Below are 18430 nucleotides of genomic sequence, written 5' to 3'. Positions count from 1 at the left end.
CCGCCCTGGCGTCGTTGCGGGCGAACGCCGGGCGGAGGATGTCAGACGTTGCGGATCGCGTTGGCGAGGATCGCGTCGTGCAGGTACCGGGCCATGCCCGGGCTGATCTGCTCGTAGGTCCGGGTGAACCGTTCGTCGGTGACGTAGAGGTCGGCCAGGCCGGTGTGGATCTCGTAGCCGCAGTCGTAGAACCAGCGGACGATCTGCTGCCGGTGTTCCTCGGCGAGGTCCATCGCCGCCTCGCTCTCCGCGGGGACGCCGGCCGCCATGAGCGCGACGACCCGCGCGTTCCACCGCGCGCTCTCCTCCTTGTAGCGCAGCCAGTCGTCCTTGGTGTAGCCGGCCGAGCGGCGCTGCGACTCGGCGTACGCGTCGGAGCCGCCCCAGCGGCGGCCGGCCTCCTCCTCGTACTGCTCGGGGTCGTGGTCCCCGAAGACCTCGAACTTCTCCTCGGGTGTGAGGTTGATGCCCATCTTCTTCGCCTCCATGGCTCGTTCGACGGCGGCCGCCATCTTCCGGAGTTCGGTGATCCGAGTGGTCAGCAGCTCGTGCCGGCGGCGCAGGTGCGCCGAGGGGTCGGCGGCCGGGTCGTCCAGCAGGGTGGCGACCTCGTCCAGCGGGAAGCCGAGCTCCCGGTAGAACAGGATCTGCTGCAGCCGGTCGAGGTCGGCGTCGTCGTACCGCCGGTGGCCCGCGTGGCTGCGGCCGCCCGGGGAGAGCAGCCCGATCTCGTCGTAGTGGTGCAGGGTCCGCACGGTGATTCCGGCGTAGCCCGCGACCTCTCCCACGGAGTAGCCCATCGCTTCCCGGCTCCTTTCCTGTCCGCTTCCGGAGACCTCTTCCGACCCGCTTCCGGGTCCACGGTGACGCCTCACGTCGCGTGAGGTGCAAGTGGCACACTTGTTCGCATGCTCGGGATAACTGATCTTTCGACGTACTTGGCGGGGCTCGCCCTGATCATCCTGCTGCCGGGGCCGAACTCGCTGTACGTGGTGTCGGTGGCGGCCCGGCTCGGGCCGCGCACCGGCTACCGGGCGGCGGCCGGGGTGCTCTGCGGCGACACCGTGCTGATGACGCTGTCGGCGGGCGGGGTGGCGTCGCTGCTGCAGGCCAGCCCGGTGGCGTTCACCGTGGTGAAGTTCGCCGGCGCGGGCTATCTGACCTGGCTCGCGGCGGGCATGCTGCGCGGCGCCGTGGCGCTGTGGCGGGGCCGGGCCGAACGCGCGGCGGCGGTCGACGCCGGGGACGGCGCACCGCGGGAGAAGGTGGAGCGGCCGTTCCGCAGGGCGCTGGTGGTCAGTCTCTTCAACCCGAAGGCGATCCTGTTCTTCGTCGCGTTCTTCGTGCAGTTCGTCGATCCGGGGTACGCCCACCCGGCGCTGTCGTTCCTCGCGCTCGGCGCCTGGGCCCAGCTGTTCAGCTTTACCTATCTGACGGTGCTCATCTTCAGCGGCACCTATCTGGCGGCGGCCTTCCGGCGGCGCCGGCGGCTGACGGCGGGGCTGTCGGCGGGCGCGGGCGCGCTCTTCCTGGGCTTCGCCGCGAAACTGTCACTGGCGAGCACCGTCTGACGGGCGGGGCGGGCGGGAGCGCCGTATCGTCCCGATGGGGAACCCGTTCCCGATGGGAACCCGTTGAGGAGGCTCCGCCATGTCGCTGCACAAGGGGACCGGGGACGCCCGTCCGCTCGCGGTCAATCCGTTCTTCTACGGCGACGCCGACCCGATCGGCAGCATGCGGACCGCACCTCCCAAGCACCGGATGCCGGACGGGCCGATGACGCCGCACACGGCGTACCAGCTGGTCCATGACGAGCTGATGCTCGACGGCAACTCACGGCTCAACCTGGCGACGTTCGTCACCACGTGGATGGAGCCGCAGGCCGATGTGCTGATGGCCGAGTGCCGCGACAAGAACATGATCGACAAGGACGAGTATCCGCGCACCGCCGAGTTGGAGCGGCGCTGCGTGGCGATCCTCGCCGACCTGTGGAACGCGCCGGACCCGGCGGAGGTCATCGGCTGCTCGACGACCGGTTCGTCCGAGGCGTGCATGCTCGCCGGAATGGCCCTCAAGCGGCGCTGGGCGAAGCGCAACGCGGACCGCTATCCGGCGACGGCCAGGCCCAATCTCGTCATGGGCGCCAACGTGCAGGTGTGCTGGGAGAAGTTCTGCGCGTTCTGGGAGGTCGAGGCGCGGCTGGTCCCCGTGGAGGGCGACCGGCTGCACCTGGACGCCGCGTCCGCCGTGGCGCTCTGCGACGAGAACACCATCGGCGTGGTCGCCGTGCTCGGCTCGACCTTCGACGGGTCGTACGAACCGGTGGCGGAGATCTGCGCGGCGCTCGACGCACTCCAGGAACGCACCGGTCTTGACGTACCGGTCCATGTGGACGGCGCCTCGGGCGCGATGGTCGCCCCCTTCCTCGACGAGGACCTCGTCTGGGACTTCCGGCTCCCCCGCGTCGCCTCGATCAACACCTCGGGCCACAAGTACGGTCTGGTCTACCCCGGCGTCGGCTGGGCCCTGTGGCGCGACCGCGACGCGCTCCCCGACGAGCTGGTCTTCCGCGTCAACTACCTCGGCGGCGACATGCCGACCTTCGCGCTCAACTTCTCCCGGCCGGGCGCGCAGGTCGTGGCGCAGTACTACACGTTCCTGCGGCTGGGCCGCGACGGCTACCGCGCCGTGCAGCAGAGCAGCCGGGACGTGGCGATGTCGCTGGCCTCGCGGATCGAGGCCCTCGGCGACTTCCGGCTGATCACCGAGGGCGACCAGCTGCCGGTCTTCGCCTTCACCACCGCCGACGACATCAAGAACTACGACGTGTTCGACGTGTCGCGCCGGCTGCGCGAACACGGCTGGCTGGTCCCCGCGTACACCTATCCGGCGGACCGCGAGGACCTGGCCGTCCTGCGGGTGGTCTGCCGCAACGGCTTCTCCGAGGACCTCGCGGACCTGCTCATCGAGGAACTCTCCCGGCTGCTGCCCGAACTCCGTCGCCAGCAGGAACCGCTGGACCGCCCGACAGCGGTGGCAACAGCCTTCCACCACTGACGGCGCTGCCTGCGCCGGCGGGTCAGGGGGTCGCGGGCGGGACCGGTATGCGGATGCGCAGCACCGTCGGGCCGCCCGGTGGGCTGGTGATGTCGAGGGTGCCGTCCACGACGGAGACGCGGTCGGCGAGACCGGTGAGCCCCGTGCCGACCCGCTGCGCGGCCCCCTCCGGCGTCGCCGTCGAAGCCCCGGCCCCGCCACGCCCGTTGTCGTGGATCCGTACGTCGAGATGAGTGCCGTCGTGGCCGCCGGTGACGGTGGCCCGGGTGGCGCCGCTGTGCTTGGCGATGTTGGCCAGAGCCTCGCAGACGGCGAAGTAGGCGGCGGCCTCGACCGCGTCGGACAGCCGGCCCGGCAGGTCGAAGGAGACCTCGACGGGCACCGGTGAGCGGTCGGCGGCATCGGCGACGGCGTCGGGCAGGCCGCGGTCGGTGAGGATCTGCGGATGGATGCCGTTGATGAGTTCGCGCAGCTCGGTGAGGACCTGTCCGGCCTCCCGGTGCGCGACCGCCAGTTGCTCGGCGAGCCTGCTGCCGGGCGGCGCGTCGAGGCGAGCCAGTCCGAGCGTCATGGACAGCGCCACGAGACGCTGTTGCGCGCCGTCGTGCAGATCGCGTTCGATGCGGCGGCGTTCGGCCTCGAAGGCGTGGACGAGCCGGACCCGGGAGTCGGTGAGCTCGGTGATCCGCCGCTGCGGGGAGTCGTCGCCGGGCACCAGCAGGAAGCGGGCGAGCTCGGCGCGTACCCCGGCGACCACCGCCGTCAGCGGATAGCAGAAGGCGATCAGCAGGAGGGCCCCGAGGAGCGCGAGCGCCCAGGCGTTGCCGTACGAGTCGATGTGCAGCGCCTTCAGTACGTGCACCTCGCCCTCGGTGGCCAGCAGCGCGGGCGTGGCCATCAGCGCGCCGGGCACGACGAAGGCGAACCCGAGGACCAGCAGGTCGCACCAGCACAGGACGAACGCGGTGAGCACCGTGTAGCCCAACTCCCACCAGGTGGCCCGCTCCCGGAACCGCAGCCGCGCCCAGGCCGTGAGGCCGGTGCGCTCCGGGGCCCGGTGCGGGCTGGGCGCGGGCCGCGGGTCGATCCAGCGCAGCCTGCGGCGTTCCAGCGCGCCGAACGGCAGACCCGCCAGGGCGAGCGCGGCCAGCAGCGGCAGCCCGACGAGGACGAGCGCGAGCGATCCGCCGACGGCCGTGCCCAGCACCAGGACGGCGCACGCGACCACGCCGGCGAGCCCGCCGGTGAGCAGATAGGCGGCGGACCGCCACGGACGGCCGGACAGGACGAAGGTGGGGCGGGCCAGTGCCTGCCAGGTGTCCGGGACGGGGCTCTGTGTGTTCGGGACCGGATTCAGGGTGTTCGGGGGCTGCACCCGGCCACCGTAGGCGCTGCGGAGGAGCGGGCGCGGTAGTGCCAGCCCTACTCCTGCCCTGCTCCAGCCCTACTCCTGCCCCACTTCTTCGCTACTCCTCCGTGGCCGCAGGCGCCGTCGGCTCGGTCGGCTCCGGTGGCTCCGGCCCATGACCAGCCGGCCGCCGGCCCACCCCGATCCGGTCCCGGTCAGTGGTAGGTGACGGCGAGTACGGCCATGTCGTCCGTACCGCGTCCGCCGGACCACTCCTCCACATCGCACACCAGGGCGTCGATCACCTCCCGAGGCCCCTGGAACGGCCCGCGGCCGGCCAGTCCCACGACGGGGTCGTAGAACACCCCGCCCTTGTCGCGTGCCTCCGTCACCCCGTCGGTGACCAGCAGCAGGGTGCCGCCGGAGGGCAGTGGGTGGGTCTCCGGCGCGGAGCGGCGGCCGCCGAGCCCGCCCATGCCGAGCGGCAGGTCGGGCTCCGCGGCCTCCAGGGCCAGGACCGTGCCGCCGACCAGCAGATACGGGGCGGGGTGGCCGCGGTTCAGCAGCCGCAGCGTGCGGCAGTCCGCGGAGAACTCGGCGATCAGCGCCGTCGTGAAGCCCTCCGTCCGGTCCTCACCCGACCGGCGGATCCCCTCGCGGATCAGCGCGTGCTCCAGCCGTCCGGCCACGTCCGTCAGGTCGGCCGCCCACTCGGCGGCCTCCCTGAAGGCGCCGAGGAGCACCGACACCGCGGCGACCGCGCCCAGCCCCTTGCCGCGCACGTCACCGATCAGCAGCCGGATGCCGTACGGGCTGTCCTCGACGGCGTAGACGTCGCCGCCGATCCGCGCCTCGCTCTGCGCGGCGCGGTAACGGACCGCGATGTCCAGCGGGCCCATCCGCTCGGGCGGGGTGGGCAGGATCGCACGCTGGGCGGCCTCCGCCACCGTCCGCACGGTGTCCAGGCTCCGGCCGTAGCGGGCCATCAGCCGGTTCACGACGAGGCCGATGAGGCCCGCGAGGAACACGTTGCCGATCTCGGCGGCGCCCAGGACATGGCCGAACGACCCGTGCCACAGGGTCAGCCCGACCATCGCCCCGAGGGCGACGACGGAGAGCAGCAGGGTGGACCGGAACGAGAGCGTCGCCCCGGCCGCCACGCAGGCCACGGCGAGCAGCGGGCCGCCGTGGTAGTCGGCGGGGGTGAGCAGATCGAAGCAGACGCCGATCAGGACGATGGCCGGCGGGATGAGGCGGACGGTGACGGGCCAGCGGCCGGAAAGGCGGTCCACGCGCTTCCTCCGTCATCGCTCGCACGCCATGGCTTCCGCGCATCCACCGGAACACGGTTGGATACATGAGCTTATGTCCAGCTTTGCGGGAATGCGGAGTGGCGGCCCTTCGGGCACCGTGGACGGAAGGAAAGAACCCGCACACCGACTCGCAGACCGATCCGTAGAGCGACCGACAGACCGACCCGTACACAGATCCTCACTACGCCGGGAGACCGTCATGACCGACCGTACGTACCGAGTGACCGAGATCGTGGGCACCTCACACGAAGGCATCGACACCGCGATCCGCAACGGGATCACGCGGGCGTCGCAGACTCTCCGCGGTCTCGACTGGTTCGAGATCACCCAGGTGCGCGGCCACATCGTGGACGGCGAGATCGAGCACTACCAGGTGGGGCTGAAGGTCGGATTCCGGCTGGAGGACGCCGAATAGCGCGCGGAAACAGGTACGCCGACAGGGCCGTGACCGCCACCGGGAGACCGTCCCGGGATCCGGCGACGGTCACGGAGACAACAGTTTGTCTGCCTTGACCACGGAAAGTAACCATCCTCGATCACGCGCCTTCCCGGTACCGGCCGAACGGCGGAGAGAAAGCGGCCCGCGGCGTGTCCCGCGGGCCCGGACGGCGGGGGTGACGCGATGATCCTCCGATGCCAGAAACCGCCTCCGTCCGCGGGTCGGCCGTCACGTCGCTCGCCGTCCTGCTCTGCGCCGGACTGCTGACGGCCCTGCCGGTACTGCCGGTTCTGCCGGTGTCGGGTGGCCGGCAGTCGGCGCGCGCCGACGACCGGCTCGGTGACGTCTCCGCCGAGGTGGACACCATGTACCGGCAGGCCGCCGACGCCACCACCGCCTACGACCGCACCCGGCGGGCCGCGGACCGGCAGCGCGCCACGGCCGTACGGCTGCGGCGGTCGGTGACGCTCGGTCAGCGGAAGATGGACGGGCTGCACGAGAGCATCGGTCTGCTGGCCCGACTGCAGTACCGCTCGGGAGGGCTGCCGGCAGCCGCCGCACTGATGCTCTCCGCGTCGCCCGAGGACCTGCTCGACCAGATGGGCCGGCTCCGCAAGAGCGACGAGGCGGTGACGGGACTGCTCAGCACCGTCGCGACGACCACCGCGGAGCTGCAACGGGACCGGACGGCGGCCGACCGGGCGCTCGGGACGCTGGACGAACAGACCTCGCGCGCCGCGGGGCTCCAGAAGGAGATCACGACCAAGCTGGGGCGCGCCCGCGACCTGCTGCGGCGGCTGGAGGCTGCCAGATCCGCCCGGTTGGCCTCCCCGCAGGAGTGCGCGCACGCCATCCCCGAGGAGATGCCGGCCCCCGGCACCGCCATCAGGGTGCGCACCCCGTGGATCGCGCCCGTGGACCGCTACACCCTGTCCGCGGGCTTCGACGCGCCCGGCGACCACTGGGCGAACCGCCACACCGGCCAGGACTTCGCCGTGCCGGAGGGCACGCCGGTGCGCGCGGTCGGCGCCGGAACGGTCGTGCAGACGACGTGCGGCGACGGGTTCGGCAACCAGATCGTCGTGCGGCACGGCAACGGGTACTTCACGCAGTACGCGCATCTGTCGCTGATGCAGGTCACCGTCGGCCAGCGGGTCCTGACGGGCCGGCAGATCGCGCTGTCGGGCAGCACCGGCAACTCCACCGGCCCGCATCTGCACTTCGAGGTGCGGGTGACGCCCGAGCTGGGGTCGGGGGTGGATCCCGTGCCGTGGCTGCGCGAGCACGGCGTCCGCCTCCAGCCGGTGGCAGGCCCGCCGACGGCTCCCGCCGCCACTCTCCTGCCGACGGCTCCCGCACTCACCGGCCCACCGACGACGGCCGTCCTCCCCCACTCACCGACGCTTCCCGCCGCCGCGGGAAGACCGACGCCTTCCGCCGCCGCGGGAAGACCAACACCTTCGGCCGCCGCGGGAACGCGACCGCCTCCCGCCCGCTGACCGCTGCGCGGCCTACGTGACCACCCGGGCCACCAGCACCGCCACATCGTCCTCGACGGCCTGCTCGACGAGCCGGTCCAAAACCCGGTCGAGAAGTTCCTCCAGGCTGCCCTCCGGAGTCAGCCGCAGCGCCGCGAGCCGGGCCAGGGACTCGTCGATGTCCTCGCCCCGGCGCTCGACGAGGCCGTCGGTGTAGAGCAGCAGCACCCAGCCGGGGCTGCACCGCCCCCTGGCCAGCTGGTAGCCGCCGAACCCGGTGCCCAGCGGTGGCCCGGTGGGGACGCGGATCAGGCCGGCGCTGCCGTCCGGGCCGAAGACGGCGGGCGGCAGATGTCCGGCGCTGGAGTACCAGGCGACGCCGCCCGGCGGATCGACCAGGACGAGCATGCAGGTCGCGGGCCGGCCCTCCTCGGTCGCGGCGATCAGCGCGTCGAGGCGCTCCAGGATGCGGTGCGGCGGCTCGTCGTCCGCGGCGACGACCCGCAGCATCGCCCGGTAGTGGCTCATGTCGACGGCCGCCTCCACGCCGTGCCCCATGACGTCGCCCATCGCCAGCAGCGTTCTGCCGCCCGGCAGCTGGACCGCGTCGAACCAGTCGCCGCCGACCAGCGCACTGCTGCCGGCAGGCAGGTAGCGCGATGCCACCTCGATGTTCGGGTGCGGACTGCTGGGCTCCGCCAGCAGGGCGGACTGCAGACCGAGCGCGATGTCGTGCTCCCGGGTGAAGCGGCGGGCGTTGTCGAGGCTGATGGCCGCGCGGCCGGCCAGGTCCTGGGCGACGACGACGTCCTCGGCGGTGAAGCCCGGGGACTCCCCGGCCCGCACCAGGGTCACAGTGCCGATCGGGTGGCCGCGCGCGGAGAGCGGCACGACGAGCGCCGAGTGGATGCCCGCCGCCCGGTACGCGGCGACGCGCTCTACGTTGGGAGCCGCCCGGACCAGTTCCTCGTCGGACAGCAGGTTCTGCATCAGCGGCTTGCCGGTCTCCAGGCAGCGCGGAATGGCGGACCCCATCTGGTAGTCCACGTACTCCCCGGCCACGCCGAACACCTGCACGCGCTCGCGCAGCCTCGGCACGGACGACAGCGCGGTCCTGCGCAGCCGCAGCGCCCCGCGCGCCGGGCGGCCGCCGCCCTCCCCCTGCGTCACCGGCAGGACCTCGACGCTGGCGACATCGGCGAGCAGCGGCACCAGGAAGTCGGCCAGCTCCCCGCAGGTGGCGTCCATCTCGAGCGTCGTGCCGATCCGGGTCGCCGCGGCGTCCAGCAGGGCGAGCCGTTCCCTGGCCTGCTCCAGATCCCGCTGCTGCTGCCGTGAGGCGGTCACTTCCAGCACGATCCCGACGATCCCGATCACCGCGCCCTCCGCCTCCAGCCGGTGGTACGCGCCGTGCCAGTACCGCCGCTCCAGGCCGGACGGCGCCTGGGTGTGGCCGCTGGACGTCACCTCGCGCGACAGCCCGTCGGCGAGTACGGCGCGCAGCACGTCCTCGCGGCCGTCGATGCCGGGCAGCACCTCGGCGATGGTCCGGCCGAGGTGCGCCTCGGCGAGCACGCCGTTGATCCGGGCCAGTGCCGGATTGACGTAGACGTAGCGCAGACCGGGGTCGAGTATGCCGACGCCGGCCGAGGTGCCCTCCAGGATTCCGCGCAGGATGACGTTCGAGTCCGCGTCGGCGTCAGGGTGCACGCGCTGCCTCCCTCGCCGTCAGTCCGTCACCGCAGGCGGGACCGCCCAGCCACCTTCCATCGTGGGCCGCCCGGCCGCGATCCGCATCCGTTGGCGGTCCGGCCGGGGCCTCACCCCCCGGACGGCCCATCTCCGGTGGCGGGACCGATCCGGGCAGCTGATCCTTTTGTCTTTAAGGCGGGAGAATCAGGCAAAACGCTCCCGTCGCGCTCGTCGTCGCGATCTCGGGAGACCGTTGTGAGCCAGGAACCACCCACCGCGTCCGATCCGCCACCCACTCCGCAGGGGGGCTCCTGGGGCGGCGATCGCGCTCCGGATCCCACGGCCGGCAACAGCTTGGCCGCCGGTGGCACCGTCTTCGCCGCCATCATGCTCATGGTCTCCGGCGTGCTGGCGATCCTGCAGGGCATCGTCGCCATCGCCAAGGACAACGTGTTCGTCACCACCCCGGCCTACGCCTTCCGGTTCAATCTGACCTCCTGGGGCTGGATCCACCTCATCCTCGGCGCCATCGCGGTCGTCGTCGGCTACGGCGTGCTCAACGGCTCCGCCTGGGGGCGGGCCGCCGGTATCGCCCTGGCCGCGCTGAACATCTTCGCGAACTTCATGTTCATGCCGTACCAGCCCATCTGGGCGATCACGATCATCGCGATCGATGTCTTCGTCATCTGGGCCCTCGCCACCTACCGCCCTACGGCCGACGCGGAGGCCCTGCTGTGAACCCGACCCTCGACCAACTGCGCCGCTGCTCGGTCGCCTTCGACATCGGGGCCGCCAGGACCCGCGTCTACCTCAGGAACGCCGGTCTGGTCGTCGACGAACCCAGCGTGGTCGCCGTCGACATCAGGACCGGCGCGCTGATCGCGGTCGGTGCCCGCGCCGAGCAGATGGCCGGGCGCACCCCGGAGCACATCCGCGTGGTGCGACCGGTCTCGAACGGCACCATCGTCGACATCGCCATGGCCCAGCGGATGCTGCGGCACCTGCTCGGCGACAAGCTGCGCAAGTCCTGGCGCCGCGCGCCGATGGTGCGCGGCGCCGTCTGCATGCCGCACGGCAGCGACCCGCTCGCGCAGCGCGCGGCGACCGAGACGCTCTTCGGGCTCGGCGCCCGCAAGGTCGAACTCGTCGACACGCTGATCTCCGCGGCGGTCGGCTGCGGGATGCCCGTCGAGCACCCCGAGGCCACCATGATCGTGGTGTGCGGGGCCGGCACCACGCAGATCGCGGTGCTGTCGCTCGGCTCGATCGTCGCGGCGGAGACGGTGCCGGTGGGCGGCGACGCCATCGACCGTGCGGTCGTGCAGCACCTGCGCAGCCAGCACGAGTTGATGCTCCCCAGCCAGTCCGTGCGCCCGCTGCACCACGTGCTCAGCACCGTCGGCCCGACCCTCGACAGCACCGAGGTCTACGGCCGCGACGTCGTCAGCGGCCTCGCCCGCACCGTCCTCGTCGAGACCGACGGCGTCCGGCACGCGATGCGCACCCCGCTGACCGCGGTCGTCGACGCCATCGGCATCGTCCTGCGCCGCTGCCCTCCCGACCTGGTCGCCGACCTCGCCGACCGCGGCATCATGCTCGCCGGCGGCAGCGCGCTGATGCCGGGCCTCGACGCCATGCTCCGCAACGCCACGGGCGTCCCGGTCACCATCGCCGAACGCCCGGACGTCTGCGCGGTCCAGGGCCTCGGCGCCATGATCGAGGGCCGCGTCCGCCCGATGGCATTGGCGCCGCTGAGCGCGTAGCGCCGTCTGCGACCGGGCGTCGGCCGGGCTGGAACGTCCAGCTCGGCCGACGCCTGCAGCCACGGTCGCGGCCACAGTCACAGCCACGGTCACTGAACGTCGAGCGTGATCCGTCCGCCGGAAGTCGCCGCCCTGGAGACGCAGACCAGCATGTTCGTGTCCGCGCGGCGGGCTGTCGGGCTGCCTGCGTGCGCCACCTCGCCCGACAGGACCGGGAGGCGGCAGGTGCCGCAGAAGCCCTGGCGGCAGGAGTAGCCGGTTTCGGGGCGCTGTTCGGTGAGGACGGAGAGGGCGGAGCGGTCGGCGGGGACCGGGAGGACCGGGCCGTCCGGGCCGAGTTGGAGCTCGAAGGGGGTGCCGTCGACGACCGGGGCCGCCGCGAAGCGCTCGAAGTGGAGTCCGCGGGCGCCGGTCGCGGGGAACGCGTCGCGCACGGCCGTGATGAGGGGCGGCGGCCCGCAGAAGTAGACGGCGGTGTCGGGGCCCGCTCCGGCCAGCAGCTGCTCGGGCGTGGGGATGCCGTCCGTGTCGTCGGTGCGGACGGTGACCCGGCCGGAGCCACCGTCGATCTCGTCGATCTCGTCGATCTCGTCGATCTCGTCGAGGAACGGAAGCGTCGCGCGGCTGCGGCCGGTGTAGACGAGCCGCCAGTCGGCGCCCGCCGCGGCGGCGGCGCGGACCATGGGCAGGATCGGGGTGATGCCGATGCCGCCCGCGATGAACAGGCAGGCGCCGCCCGGTGCGTAGGCGAAGGCGTTGCGCGGGCCGTGGGCGCGCAGTTCCGTGCCGGGTGCCAGCGTCTCGTGGATCTCGCGGGAGCCGCCCTCCCCGTCGGCGATGCGCCGGACGGCGATCCGGTACGTGGTCCGGTCGGTGGGGTCCCCGCAGAGCGAGTACTGGCGGCGGCGCCCCGACGGCAGGTCCACGTCCAGATGCGAGCCCGGGTGCCAGCCCGGCAGCGCGCCGCCGTCCGCCGCCGCGAACCGCAGGCTGACGACGTCCTCGGCCTCGGGCCGCACCTCGGTGACGACGAGCCGCAGCGAGCGGTCGACCGGGCGCGGCTCGCGGCGCTTGCGGCGGGCGCTCTGCCACAGCAGGAAGGGCGTGACGCGCGCCAGCAAAGCGAGGATCGGGTCCGGGCGCGGGTCGGTGGCGCTGCGCGGTGGCGGCGTCCGCAGGTCGTACTCGGTCTCGGTCTCGGTGCTCACGTTCGGTCCTTCGACGAGTGGAACAGGTCAGCGGTGGGCGGCACGCGCGGCGGGCGAGGCGGCGAGATAGGCGACGGCCTGGGTCGTCGAGCCGTAGTGCGAGGGGTGGTAGCCGGGCCGCAGATAGCCGAAGTACAGCCGCACCAGGCTCATCGGGCTCGGCAGCACGCCCTTGCGCGCGGCCCGGAACCAGTCGCGGAAGCGCGGCTTGTCGCGGCCCGGGATGCGCTCGGGGTCGGCGGCCATCAGATGGCGCAGGCCCCGGACCCACCAGTAGACGAGGACGGGGAAGGCGACGACATGGGCGCGGACCCGGTTGCGGTAGCGGCCGTCGAGGTGCGTGAACAGGTCGTAGGCGACCGCGCGGTGCTCGACCTCCTCCGCGCCGTGCCAGCGGTACAGGTCGAGGATCTCGGGGTTGTGCTCGGTGCGGTCGATCGCGTCGGCGTTGAGGATCCAGTCACCGAGGTACGCGGTGACGTGCTCGATCGCCGCGATGATCGCGATGCGGTCGATGATCCAGCCCTGCGCCTTCTTGCCGGTCAGTTCCCGGTCGCCGAGCATCTTGCTGAAGAACCAGCGCAGTTGATCGGTGTAGGGCGAGGTGTCGAAGCCGACCTTCGTGAAGTGCGTGAGGACGGTCTGGTGCGAGGCGGAGTGCGTCGCCTCCTGGCCGATGAAGCCGATGACGTCCTCGCGCAGCCGGTCGTCCTTGATCATCGGGACGGCCTGTTGGAAGACGGTGATGAACCAGTCCTCGCCCTCGGGCAGCAGGATGTTCAGCACGTTCGCGAAGTGCGTGGTGAAGGGGTCGCCGTCGATGTAGTGCATCGGCAGGCCCGTCCAGTCCCACTGGACGTCGCGGGGGGTGAGAACCAGGTTGTCCGGTTCGGTCGTGGTCATGCCTGCCCTGCCTTCCGTGCTGCGGTCCGCCCGGGCGTCGTCCCGACCTGCGTCGCGCCCTGCGTCCGGTCGATGAGTCGCGCCGTGAACTCCGCGACCAGTGCGGGGCGGAACGCGGGCAGCCAGTGCCCGCCGTCCACGATGTGGATCTCGGCGTCCGGCGCCCAGCCGGTGATCTCGGTCTGCCACGGCACGAGGACGAACATGTCCCGCCGGGGCGCGAGCACCTGCGCGGGCAGCGCGGCACGGCGGATCCCGGGCCGCAGCGTGCGCGGCAGCACGTTGGCCCGGTAGAGCTTGAGTCCCGCGCGGTTGCGGGCGGCCGACCCGGGGCCGTAGCCGGCGGGCGGTTCGCCGGTCTCCAGCCGCTGGGCGGCCTTCGTCACCGCGTCGAGCAGCCCGGCGCGGCAGGCGAGTTCCGCGATGCCGGGCAGGTGGAAGAAGCCCACGTACCCGGAGGCGAGCGACTGCCGGATGAAGTGCCACAGCTTGCGCGGGCTGGGGCGCAGCTGCGCCCGGAACCAGCGGCCGGTGTGGTCCAGGTCCGGGCCGGAGATCGAGGTCAGCGACGCGAAGCGGTGGGCGGTCGCCGGCACCGTCACCGTGTGCCAGCTCTGCACGGAGCCCCAGTCGTGCGCCAGTACGTGCACGGGCGCGTCCGGGCTGACCGCGTCGGCGACGGCGGTGAGGTCGGCGGCGAGTTGCGGGAGCCGGTAGTCCTGGTTCCGGCGCGGTACGCCGGAGGCGCCGGAGCCGCGCACGTCGTAGGTGACGACGTGGAAGCGGTCCGCGAGGTGCCGCACCACGCCGTCCCAGACGCCGTGGTCGTCGGGGAAGCCGTGCACGCACACGACCGTCGGGGCGGTCGGCTCACCGTGTTCGTATACGGCCAGCCGGACGCCGTCCGAGGCCGTGACCCATCGCTGCGACATGGCGGTCACGATGGCAGCTTGTTGACGCCGTGTCTACTAGTGGGAGGCGACCGATCCGGCCGGATCCGCGGGGCGCGCAACGGCACCCGACGGGGATGGGTCAGGGACGGGTCGGGACGGCCGGGGGCATACCGCCCGGCCGTTGCCCCATCGAGACGCTTCCGCAATTCCTCCGATGCCTCCGGCACGGGCCCGCGTTCGTCACAGGGGCAAAGGCCGACGAGTCCGTGGGGGAATCGCATGACGCGGCACGAGAACCGGTACGAGAAGCGGTACGAGAAGCGGTACGAGACGCGTTACGAGAAGCGGTACGAGACGCGGTACGAGACGCGGAGTGGGAACCGGCACGAGAACCGGTTCGGGAACGCGCGCCGGATGGCCGTGGCAGCGGTGGTCGCCGGCGGGCTGCTGCTCGCCGGGTGCAGCAACGGCACCCCCGACGCGTCCCGGAACGGCAGCGCCGACAAGGCCCCCGTGCGGCCGGCGCCCGCGCCTCCGAACGCGAACCCGAAGGGTGGACCGGCCGCGTCGGTGGTACCCAACGCCGAGGGCGGCGACAGCACCGACGGCGCGCAGAAGCGCAGCCGGGCGGTGCCCAACTACCTGTCCACCTTCGCCCTGGACGTCGACACCGCCTCGTACGGCTACGCCCGACGCACCCTGACCGCCGGCCGGCTGCCCGCCGCCGACACCGTACGGCCGGAGGAGTTCGTCAACAGCTTCCGGCAGGACTACCCGCAGCCCGAGGGCGACGGATTCTCCGTCACCACCGACGGCGCCCGCACCAGCGGCGGGGGCAGTGACGGCGGGAGCGGCTGGTCGCTGCTGCGCGTCGGTCTGGCCACCCGCTCCGCGCAGAGCGAGAGCCGGCCGCCCGCCGCCATGACGTTCGTCGTGGACGTCTCCGGCTCGATGGCCGAGCCCGGCAGGCTCGACCTCGTGAAGCAGGCCCTCGGCAGCTCCATCGACTCCCTGCCCGCCGACGACTCCCTCGCGATCGTCACCTTCAGCGGCGAGGCGCGGGTGGAACTGCCGATGACCCGGCTGGGCGACATCGGGAGTCGCGGCCACATCCACTCGGTCGTCGACGGCCTGGAGCCGCGCGACGAGACCAACCTCGCCGCCGGCGTGCAGGCGGGCTACAACGAGGCGGTCAAGGCCGCGCGGCCCGGCGTCACCAACCGCGTCGTGCTGCTCTCGGACGGCCTCGCCAACTCCGGTGACACCACCGCGGCCGCGATCCTCGACCGGATCGGGAGCGCCCGGCGCGAGCACGGCATCACCCTGTTCGGGGTTGGCGTGGGCAGCCAGTACGGCGACAAGCTGATGGAGCAGCTCGCCGACAAGGGCGACGGGCACACGAGTTACGTCTCGGAGCCCGAAGCGGCCCGCAAGCTCTTCACCGAGCAGCTGCCCGCCAATGTGGACCTCAGGGCCCGCGACGCCAAGGCGCAGGTCGCCTTCGACCCGCAGACCGTCAGCGACTACCGGCTGATCGGCTTCGACGACCGGGCCGTCGCCGACGACGACTTCCGCAACAACGCGGTGGACGGCGGCGAGGTCGGCCCCGGGCACACCGTCACGGCCCTGTACGCCGTCCACCTCAAGGCGGGGGCCTCGGGCCATGTCGCCACCGCAACCGTCCGGTGGCTCGACCCGTCCACCCGGGCTCCGCACGAGCAGTCCGCCACGGTCGAGGCCTCCGCGCTCAGGTCCCCGCTGTGGACCGCCGCCCCCAAGCGCCTCCAGGTCGACGCCCTGGCGGCCTACTTCGCCGACTGGCTGCGCAACCGTGGCGACGCCGACCGGCTCCCCGGCGCCCCGGGGTTGTCGGACCTCGCCGAGCACGCCACCAGCCTGGCCGGCAGCACCGAGGACCCGGCCGTCCGCGAACTCTCCCAGGCCGTCTCGCAGGCGCGGAGGCTGGCGGGCTGACGGACCGGACGGGCGGCGCTGAAGGCGCTACGGGCCGCCGAGTACGGCGCGGTCGGCGGCGGCCGTGCCGTGCGTCCAGCCCTCGTGGTCACGGCCCTTGAGTCGGTGGGAGGTGGTGGTGGGGAACATGCGGGTGGTGGTGTCGCGGACCGCGACATCACGCGCGGCGAGCGCGGGCAGGAGGCGCTCCGCCGGGAGGTCGGGTTCGTGGGTCGCCTGCTCGGTGGCGTCGGCGAGGCGTTCACGGATGCGGCCCGCGTAGGCGATCAGGAACGACTGCCGGAAGTCCTTGGAGCGCGAACCACCGTTCCGGGCCTTGCCGTTGCGGCTCTTCCCCGCGCCCTTCGCGGCGCCCGCGGTCCCGGCCTGCGGGCTGCGCAGCATGGCGGCGTCCGCCTGCACGAGCAGCGAGGTGTAGAGCAGCTCGACGGCTTCGAGGTCGGGCTCGAAGCCGACGACCGTCGAGAAGCCGAAGTCGCCCGCCCACACGGCCTGGCAGCGGTTGGCCGCCGCCACGGCGTCGAGGAGCAGCGCCTTGGCGCCTTCGTAAGGCTGGTCTATGCCGATACGGCACGCCCCGGGACCGTCGGCACCGCCCGCGCCCGCATCCGAGGCGATGAGGGCCTCGTCGATGCTGTGCCGGGCCATCAGCTGCTGCGCCTTCGAGCTGAGAGCCTCGGCCTCCTCGGGGAAGTCGGTGGATTCGGCCTTGGCGAGCAGGGCGCGGATCCGCCCGAGCAAGGGGGCCGCGTGCCGATCGGCGGCAGCTCCCGCCGCCGTCGTGGGCGCCGTCACCGGGGTGATGCGGGGCAGCCGTCCGAGCAGCCGCAGGAGTTCCAGGACGGAGACGGCGGCGGAGAAGCCGTCGAGCCGTTCGCGGCGGCCGTGGGCGCCGAGGAGGGTGCCGTCGCCGTTCCACGGGCCGGTCGCCGCCAGCTCGGCCAGCTGGGCGGCCCAGCGCGGGTCCTTCGGCGCGGCGCCCGCGGGGGCCGTGCTGGCCTCGGCGGTGATCAGGTCGGCGATGAGGCGGGCGTGCCCGTCGGTGAGCCGCCGGCGCACGATGCGCACCACGTCGGCGGGCTGCCAGCCACGGGTCCAGCAGGACCGTACGAGCCGGTCGGTGAGCGCGAGCAGCGCGCTGTTCGCGGCGCCCGAGGCGTCAGGACCGGAACCGCCGGCGGCGGCGAGCGCCGATGCGCTCAGGTCGACGGCGTCCTCGGCGTCCGCGTCCGCCGCGTTGAGCGCGCGGAGGTACGCCCGCTCGATCACGTCTTCCACGTCGTTCTCCGCCGTCCGCCGCTTCGTCCTTCAGCTCTCCCACACGTCAATTCTGCGGGAGAGAGGACAGCCCTACTCGCCCTGGGCGGTCTCCACGCTCTCGTGGAGGTCGGTGGCGCCCTCGACGGCAGCGGCCGCGGACAGCAGGAGGCAGCCGGCGAGCAGGGCGGCCACGATGCGCGGCCCGCGGGCCTGGCGCAGTCCGGTCGGCGGTGCGGTGTGCAGGAGGGCCGCGACGCGGCGCGGGACGGGACCCGTGGTGGCGGCGAGCGCGAGGCTGGGGCGGGCCGAGCCGACGGTGCGGGCCGCGAGGGCGGCTCGGCCGACGGCCCGGGCCGCGAGCCGGCGGTCACCGACGGCGGAGGCGGCGGACTCGTCGGCCCAGCGCTCCAGCGCGTACGAGAGCGGCGCCTGCAGCCCGCGCAGCAGGGGGTGACAGGTGGCGGCGAGCGCGGCGACGACGATGAAGCGGTGGTGGTGGCCGGCGAGGTGGGCGCGCTCGTGGGCGAGCAGCGCCTCGCGCTCGCCGGGCCGCAGCGCGCGCAGCATGCCGGTGGTGACGACGATCCTGCCGGGGCGCCCCGGCAGGGCGTACGCGTCGGGGTCGCTGTCCTGCAGGACGGCGAGCTCGCCGGAGGGCACGCAGGCGCCGGTGGCGGCGCGGGCGCGGGCCATTTCGGCGCGGTAGCGACGGCCGGCGAGGGTCACCGCGCCCGCGCTGAGGGCGAGCAGCGCCGCGGCGACGCAGGCGGCGGGAACGGTCATCCGCGCGCTGCCGAAGCCGGCGAGGCCGCCGGAACCGGCGCGGAGCAGCGGCAGCGTGAGATGGCCCAGCTCGGCCACCGGCGGCAGCAGCAGGGCGCCCTGGGCGGCCAGCAGGGCCAGCGCCAGGGTGCTGCTCGCGGCCAGCACGGCGGCCGTGCAGGCCAGCAGCCAGGCGGCGGCGCGCGGTGCGAGCGACGCCGCGAGCCGGCGGGCCACGGGCACCGCGAGCAGCGGCATCAGCAGCGGCGGAATGACGTCGGGGTTCACCGGGAGCCGCCCCGCCCGGAACCGCGCTCCCCACCGCGAACCCGCACGCCCG

Annotated in this window: 16 protein-coding genes; 7 read left to right on the top strand and 9 right to left on the bottom strand. The window is 73.1% G+C overall.

Annotated elements, in window-relative coordinates:
* Nucleotides 1–41: 41 nt before the first annotated feature.
* On the bottom strand, nucleotides 42–800 hold the full coding sequence (locus AC07DC_RS10500; RefSeq protein WP_478913774.1) for a MerR family transcriptional regulator: 759 nt from the start codon (nucleotides 798–800) through the stop codon (nucleotides 42–44).
* A 108-nt stretch (nucleotides 801–908) separates the two neighbouring features.
* On the opposite strand from AC07DC_RS10500, the gene leuE reads away from it, so the two are divergent.
* Together leuE and gad are read left to right on the top strand one after the other, a co-directional pair.
* Nucleotides 909–1571, top strand: coding sequence for a leucine efflux protein LeuE (leuE, locus tag AC07DC_RS10495; protein WP_478913772.1), 663 nt, complete (start codon nucleotides 909–911; stop codon nucleotides 1569–1571).
* A 79-nt stretch (nucleotides 1572–1650) separates the two neighbouring features.
* Nucleotides 1651–3057 carry a glutamate decarboxylase gene (gene gad / locus AC07DC_RS10490; RefSeq protein ID WP_478913770.1) on the top strand — a complete coding sequence of 469 codons (1407 nt, stop codon included), beginning with the start codon at nucleotides 1651–1653 and terminating at the stop codon, nucleotides 3055–3057.
* Nucleotides 3058–3079: 22 nt separating this feature from the next.
* Here gad and AC07DC_RS10485 read toward each other — a convergent pair whose 3' ends face one another.
* Together AC07DC_RS10485 and AC07DC_RS10480 are read right to left on the bottom strand one after the other, a co-directional pair.
* The gene (locus tag AC07DC_RS10485) at nucleotides 3080–4363 is read right to left on the bottom strand and encodes a sensor histidine kinase (RefSeq protein WP_478914106.1); all 1284 of its coding nucleotides are present in this window, start codon (nucleotides 4361–4363) and stop codon (nucleotides 3080–3082) included.
* Nucleotides 4364–4620: 257 nt separating this feature from the next.
* The gene (locus AC07DC_RS10480) at nucleotides 4621–5697 is read right to left on the bottom strand and encodes a PP2C family protein-serine/threonine phosphatase (RefSeq protein ID WP_478913768.1); all 1077 of its coding nucleotides are present in this window, start codon (nucleotides 5695–5697) and stop codon (nucleotides 4621–4623) included.
* Between the two features lie 220 nt (nucleotides 5698–5917).
* On the opposite strand from AC07DC_RS10480, the gene AC07DC_RS10475 reads away from it, so the two are divergent.
* Complete coding sequence (locus AC07DC_RS10475; protein WP_478913766.1) at nucleotides 5918–6133, top strand: dodecin; 216 nt, start codon at nucleotides 5918–5920, stop codon at nucleotides 6131–6133.
* A 218-nt stretch (nucleotides 6134–6351) separates the two neighbouring features.
* Nucleotides 6352–7656: a M23 family metallopeptidase gene (locus tag AC07DC_RS10470; RefSeq protein WP_478913765.1), complete on the top strand. Its 1305-nt coding sequence runs from the start codon at nucleotides 6352–6354 to the stop codon at nucleotides 7654–7656.
* Nucleotides 7657–7668: 12 nt separating this feature from the next.
* On the opposite strand, the gene AC07DC_RS10465 is transcribed toward AC07DC_RS10470, so the two are convergent.
* Nucleotides 7669–9345: a SpoIIE family protein phosphatase gene (locus tag AC07DC_RS10465; RefSeq protein WP_478913763.1), complete on the bottom strand. Its 1677-nt coding sequence runs from the start codon at nucleotides 9343–9345 to the stop codon at nucleotides 7669–7671.
* Nucleotides 9346–9582: 237 nt separating this feature from the next.
* Here AC07DC_RS10465 and AC07DC_RS10460 point away from each other — a divergent pair, with 237 nt between their 5' ends.
* A complete protein-coding gene (locus AC07DC_RS10460; RefSeq protein WP_478913761.1) occupies nucleotides 9583–10065 on the top strand; it encodes a DUF7144 family membrane protein in 483 nt (160 codons plus the stop codon).
* Nucleotides 10062–11090, top strand: a complete 1029-nt coding sequence (mreB, locus tag AC07DC_RS10455; protein ID WP_478913760.1) for a rod shape-determining protein MreB — start codon at nucleotides 10062–10064, stop codon at nucleotides 11088–11090. Before AC07DC_RS10460 ends, mreB begins: the two co-directional genes overlap by 4 nt.
* A gap of 89 nt (nucleotides 11091–11179) precedes the next feature.
* On the opposite strand, the gene AC07DC_RS10450 is transcribed toward mreB, so the two are convergent.
* Genes AC07DC_RS10450 through AC07DC_RS10440 form a run of 3 tightly spaced genes read right to left on the bottom strand, consistent with a single transcriptional unit; the run spans nucleotide 11180 to nucleotide 14133 of the window.
* A complete protein-coding gene (locus AC07DC_RS10450; RefSeq protein ID WP_478913758.1) occupies nucleotides 11180–12298 on the bottom strand; it encodes a PDR/VanB family oxidoreductase in 1119 nt (372 codons plus the stop codon).
* Nucleotides 12299–12325: 27 nt separating this feature from the next.
* Entirely contained in the window at nucleotides 12326–13201 is an 876-nt protein-coding gene (locus AC07DC_RS10445; protein WP_478913756.1) for a metal-dependent hydrolase, read from the bottom strand.
* Nucleotides 13198–14133 (bottom strand): alpha/beta fold hydrolase, encoded by a 936-nt coding sequence (locus AC07DC_RS10440; RefSeq protein WP_478913754.1) that lies wholly within the window; start codon nucleotides 14131–14133, stop codon nucleotides 13198–13200. The genes AC07DC_RS10445 and AC07DC_RS10440 overlap by 4 nt, the downstream gene beginning before the upstream one ends.
* A 375-nt stretch (nucleotides 14134–14508) precedes the next feature.
* On the opposite strand from AC07DC_RS10440, the gene AC07DC_RS10435 reads away from it, so the two are divergent.
* Nucleotides 14509–16068 carry a vWA domain-containing protein gene (locus AC07DC_RS10435; RefSeq protein ID WP_478914104.1) on the top strand — a complete coding sequence of 520 codons (1560 nt, stop codon included), beginning with the start codon at nucleotides 14509–14511 and terminating at the stop codon, nucleotides 16066–16068.
* A 27-nt stretch (nucleotides 16069–16095) separates the two neighbouring features.
* Here AC07DC_RS10435 and AC07DC_RS10430 read toward each other — a convergent pair whose 3' ends face one another.
* Both AC07DC_RS10430 and AC07DC_RS10425 read right to left on the bottom strand, forming a co-directional pair.
* The gene (locus AC07DC_RS10430; protein ID WP_478913752.1) at nucleotides 16096–17346 is read right to left on the bottom strand and encodes a DUF2786 domain-containing protein; all 1251 of its coding nucleotides are present in this window, start codon (nucleotides 17344–17346) and stop codon (nucleotides 16096–16098) included.
* Nucleotides 17347–17418: 72 nt separating this feature from the next.
* Nucleotides 17419–18378 (bottom strand): M56 family metallopeptidase, encoded by a 960-nt coding sequence (locus tag AC07DC_RS10425; RefSeq protein ID WP_478913750.1) that lies wholly within the window; start codon nucleotides 18376–18378, stop codon nucleotides 17419–17421.
* Between the last annotated feature and the right edge of the window lie 52 nt (nucleotides 18379–18430).

This window comes from Streptomyces sp. NPDC045021 (assembly GCF_056432645.1).
The sequence above is the reverse complement of the archived record's forward strand: the minus strand, read 5'-3'. Positions and strand labels throughout refer to the sequence as shown.

Bases quoted from the DNA above. Each gene is read 5' to 3' on its own strand.
- AC07DC_RS10470 (WP_478913765.1), top strand. From the start codon at position 6,352: ATGCCAGAAACCGCCTCCGTCCGCGGGTCGGCCGTCACGTCGCTCGCC.
- AC07DC_RS10440 (WP_478913754.1), bottom strand. From the start codon at position 14,133: ATGTCGCAGCGATGGGTCACGGCCTCGGACGGCGTCCGGCTGGCCGTA.
- AC07DC_RS10445 (WP_478913756.1), bottom strand. From the start codon at position 13,201: ATGACCACGACCGAACCGGACAACCTGGTTCTCACCCCCCGCGACGTC.
- gad (WP_478913770.1), top strand. From the start codon at position 1,651: ATGTCGCTGCACAAGGGGACCGGGGACGCCCGTCCGCTCGCGGTCAAT.
- AC07DC_RS10435 (WP_478914104.1), top strand. From the start codon at position 14,509: ATGGCCGTGGCAGCGGTGGTCGCCGGCGGGCTGCTGCTCGCCGGGTGC.
- AC07DC_RS10500 (WP_478913774.1), bottom strand. From the start codon at position 800: ATGGGCTACTCCGTGGGAGAGGTCGCGGGCTACGCCGGAATCACCGTG.
- AC07DC_RS10475 (WP_478913766.1), top strand. From the start codon at position 5,918: ATGACCGACCGTACGTACCGAGTGACCGAGATCGTGGGCACCTCACAC.
- leuE (WP_478913772.1), top strand. From the start codon at position 909: ATGCTCGGGATAACTGATCTTTCGACGTACTTGGCGGGGCTCGCCCTG.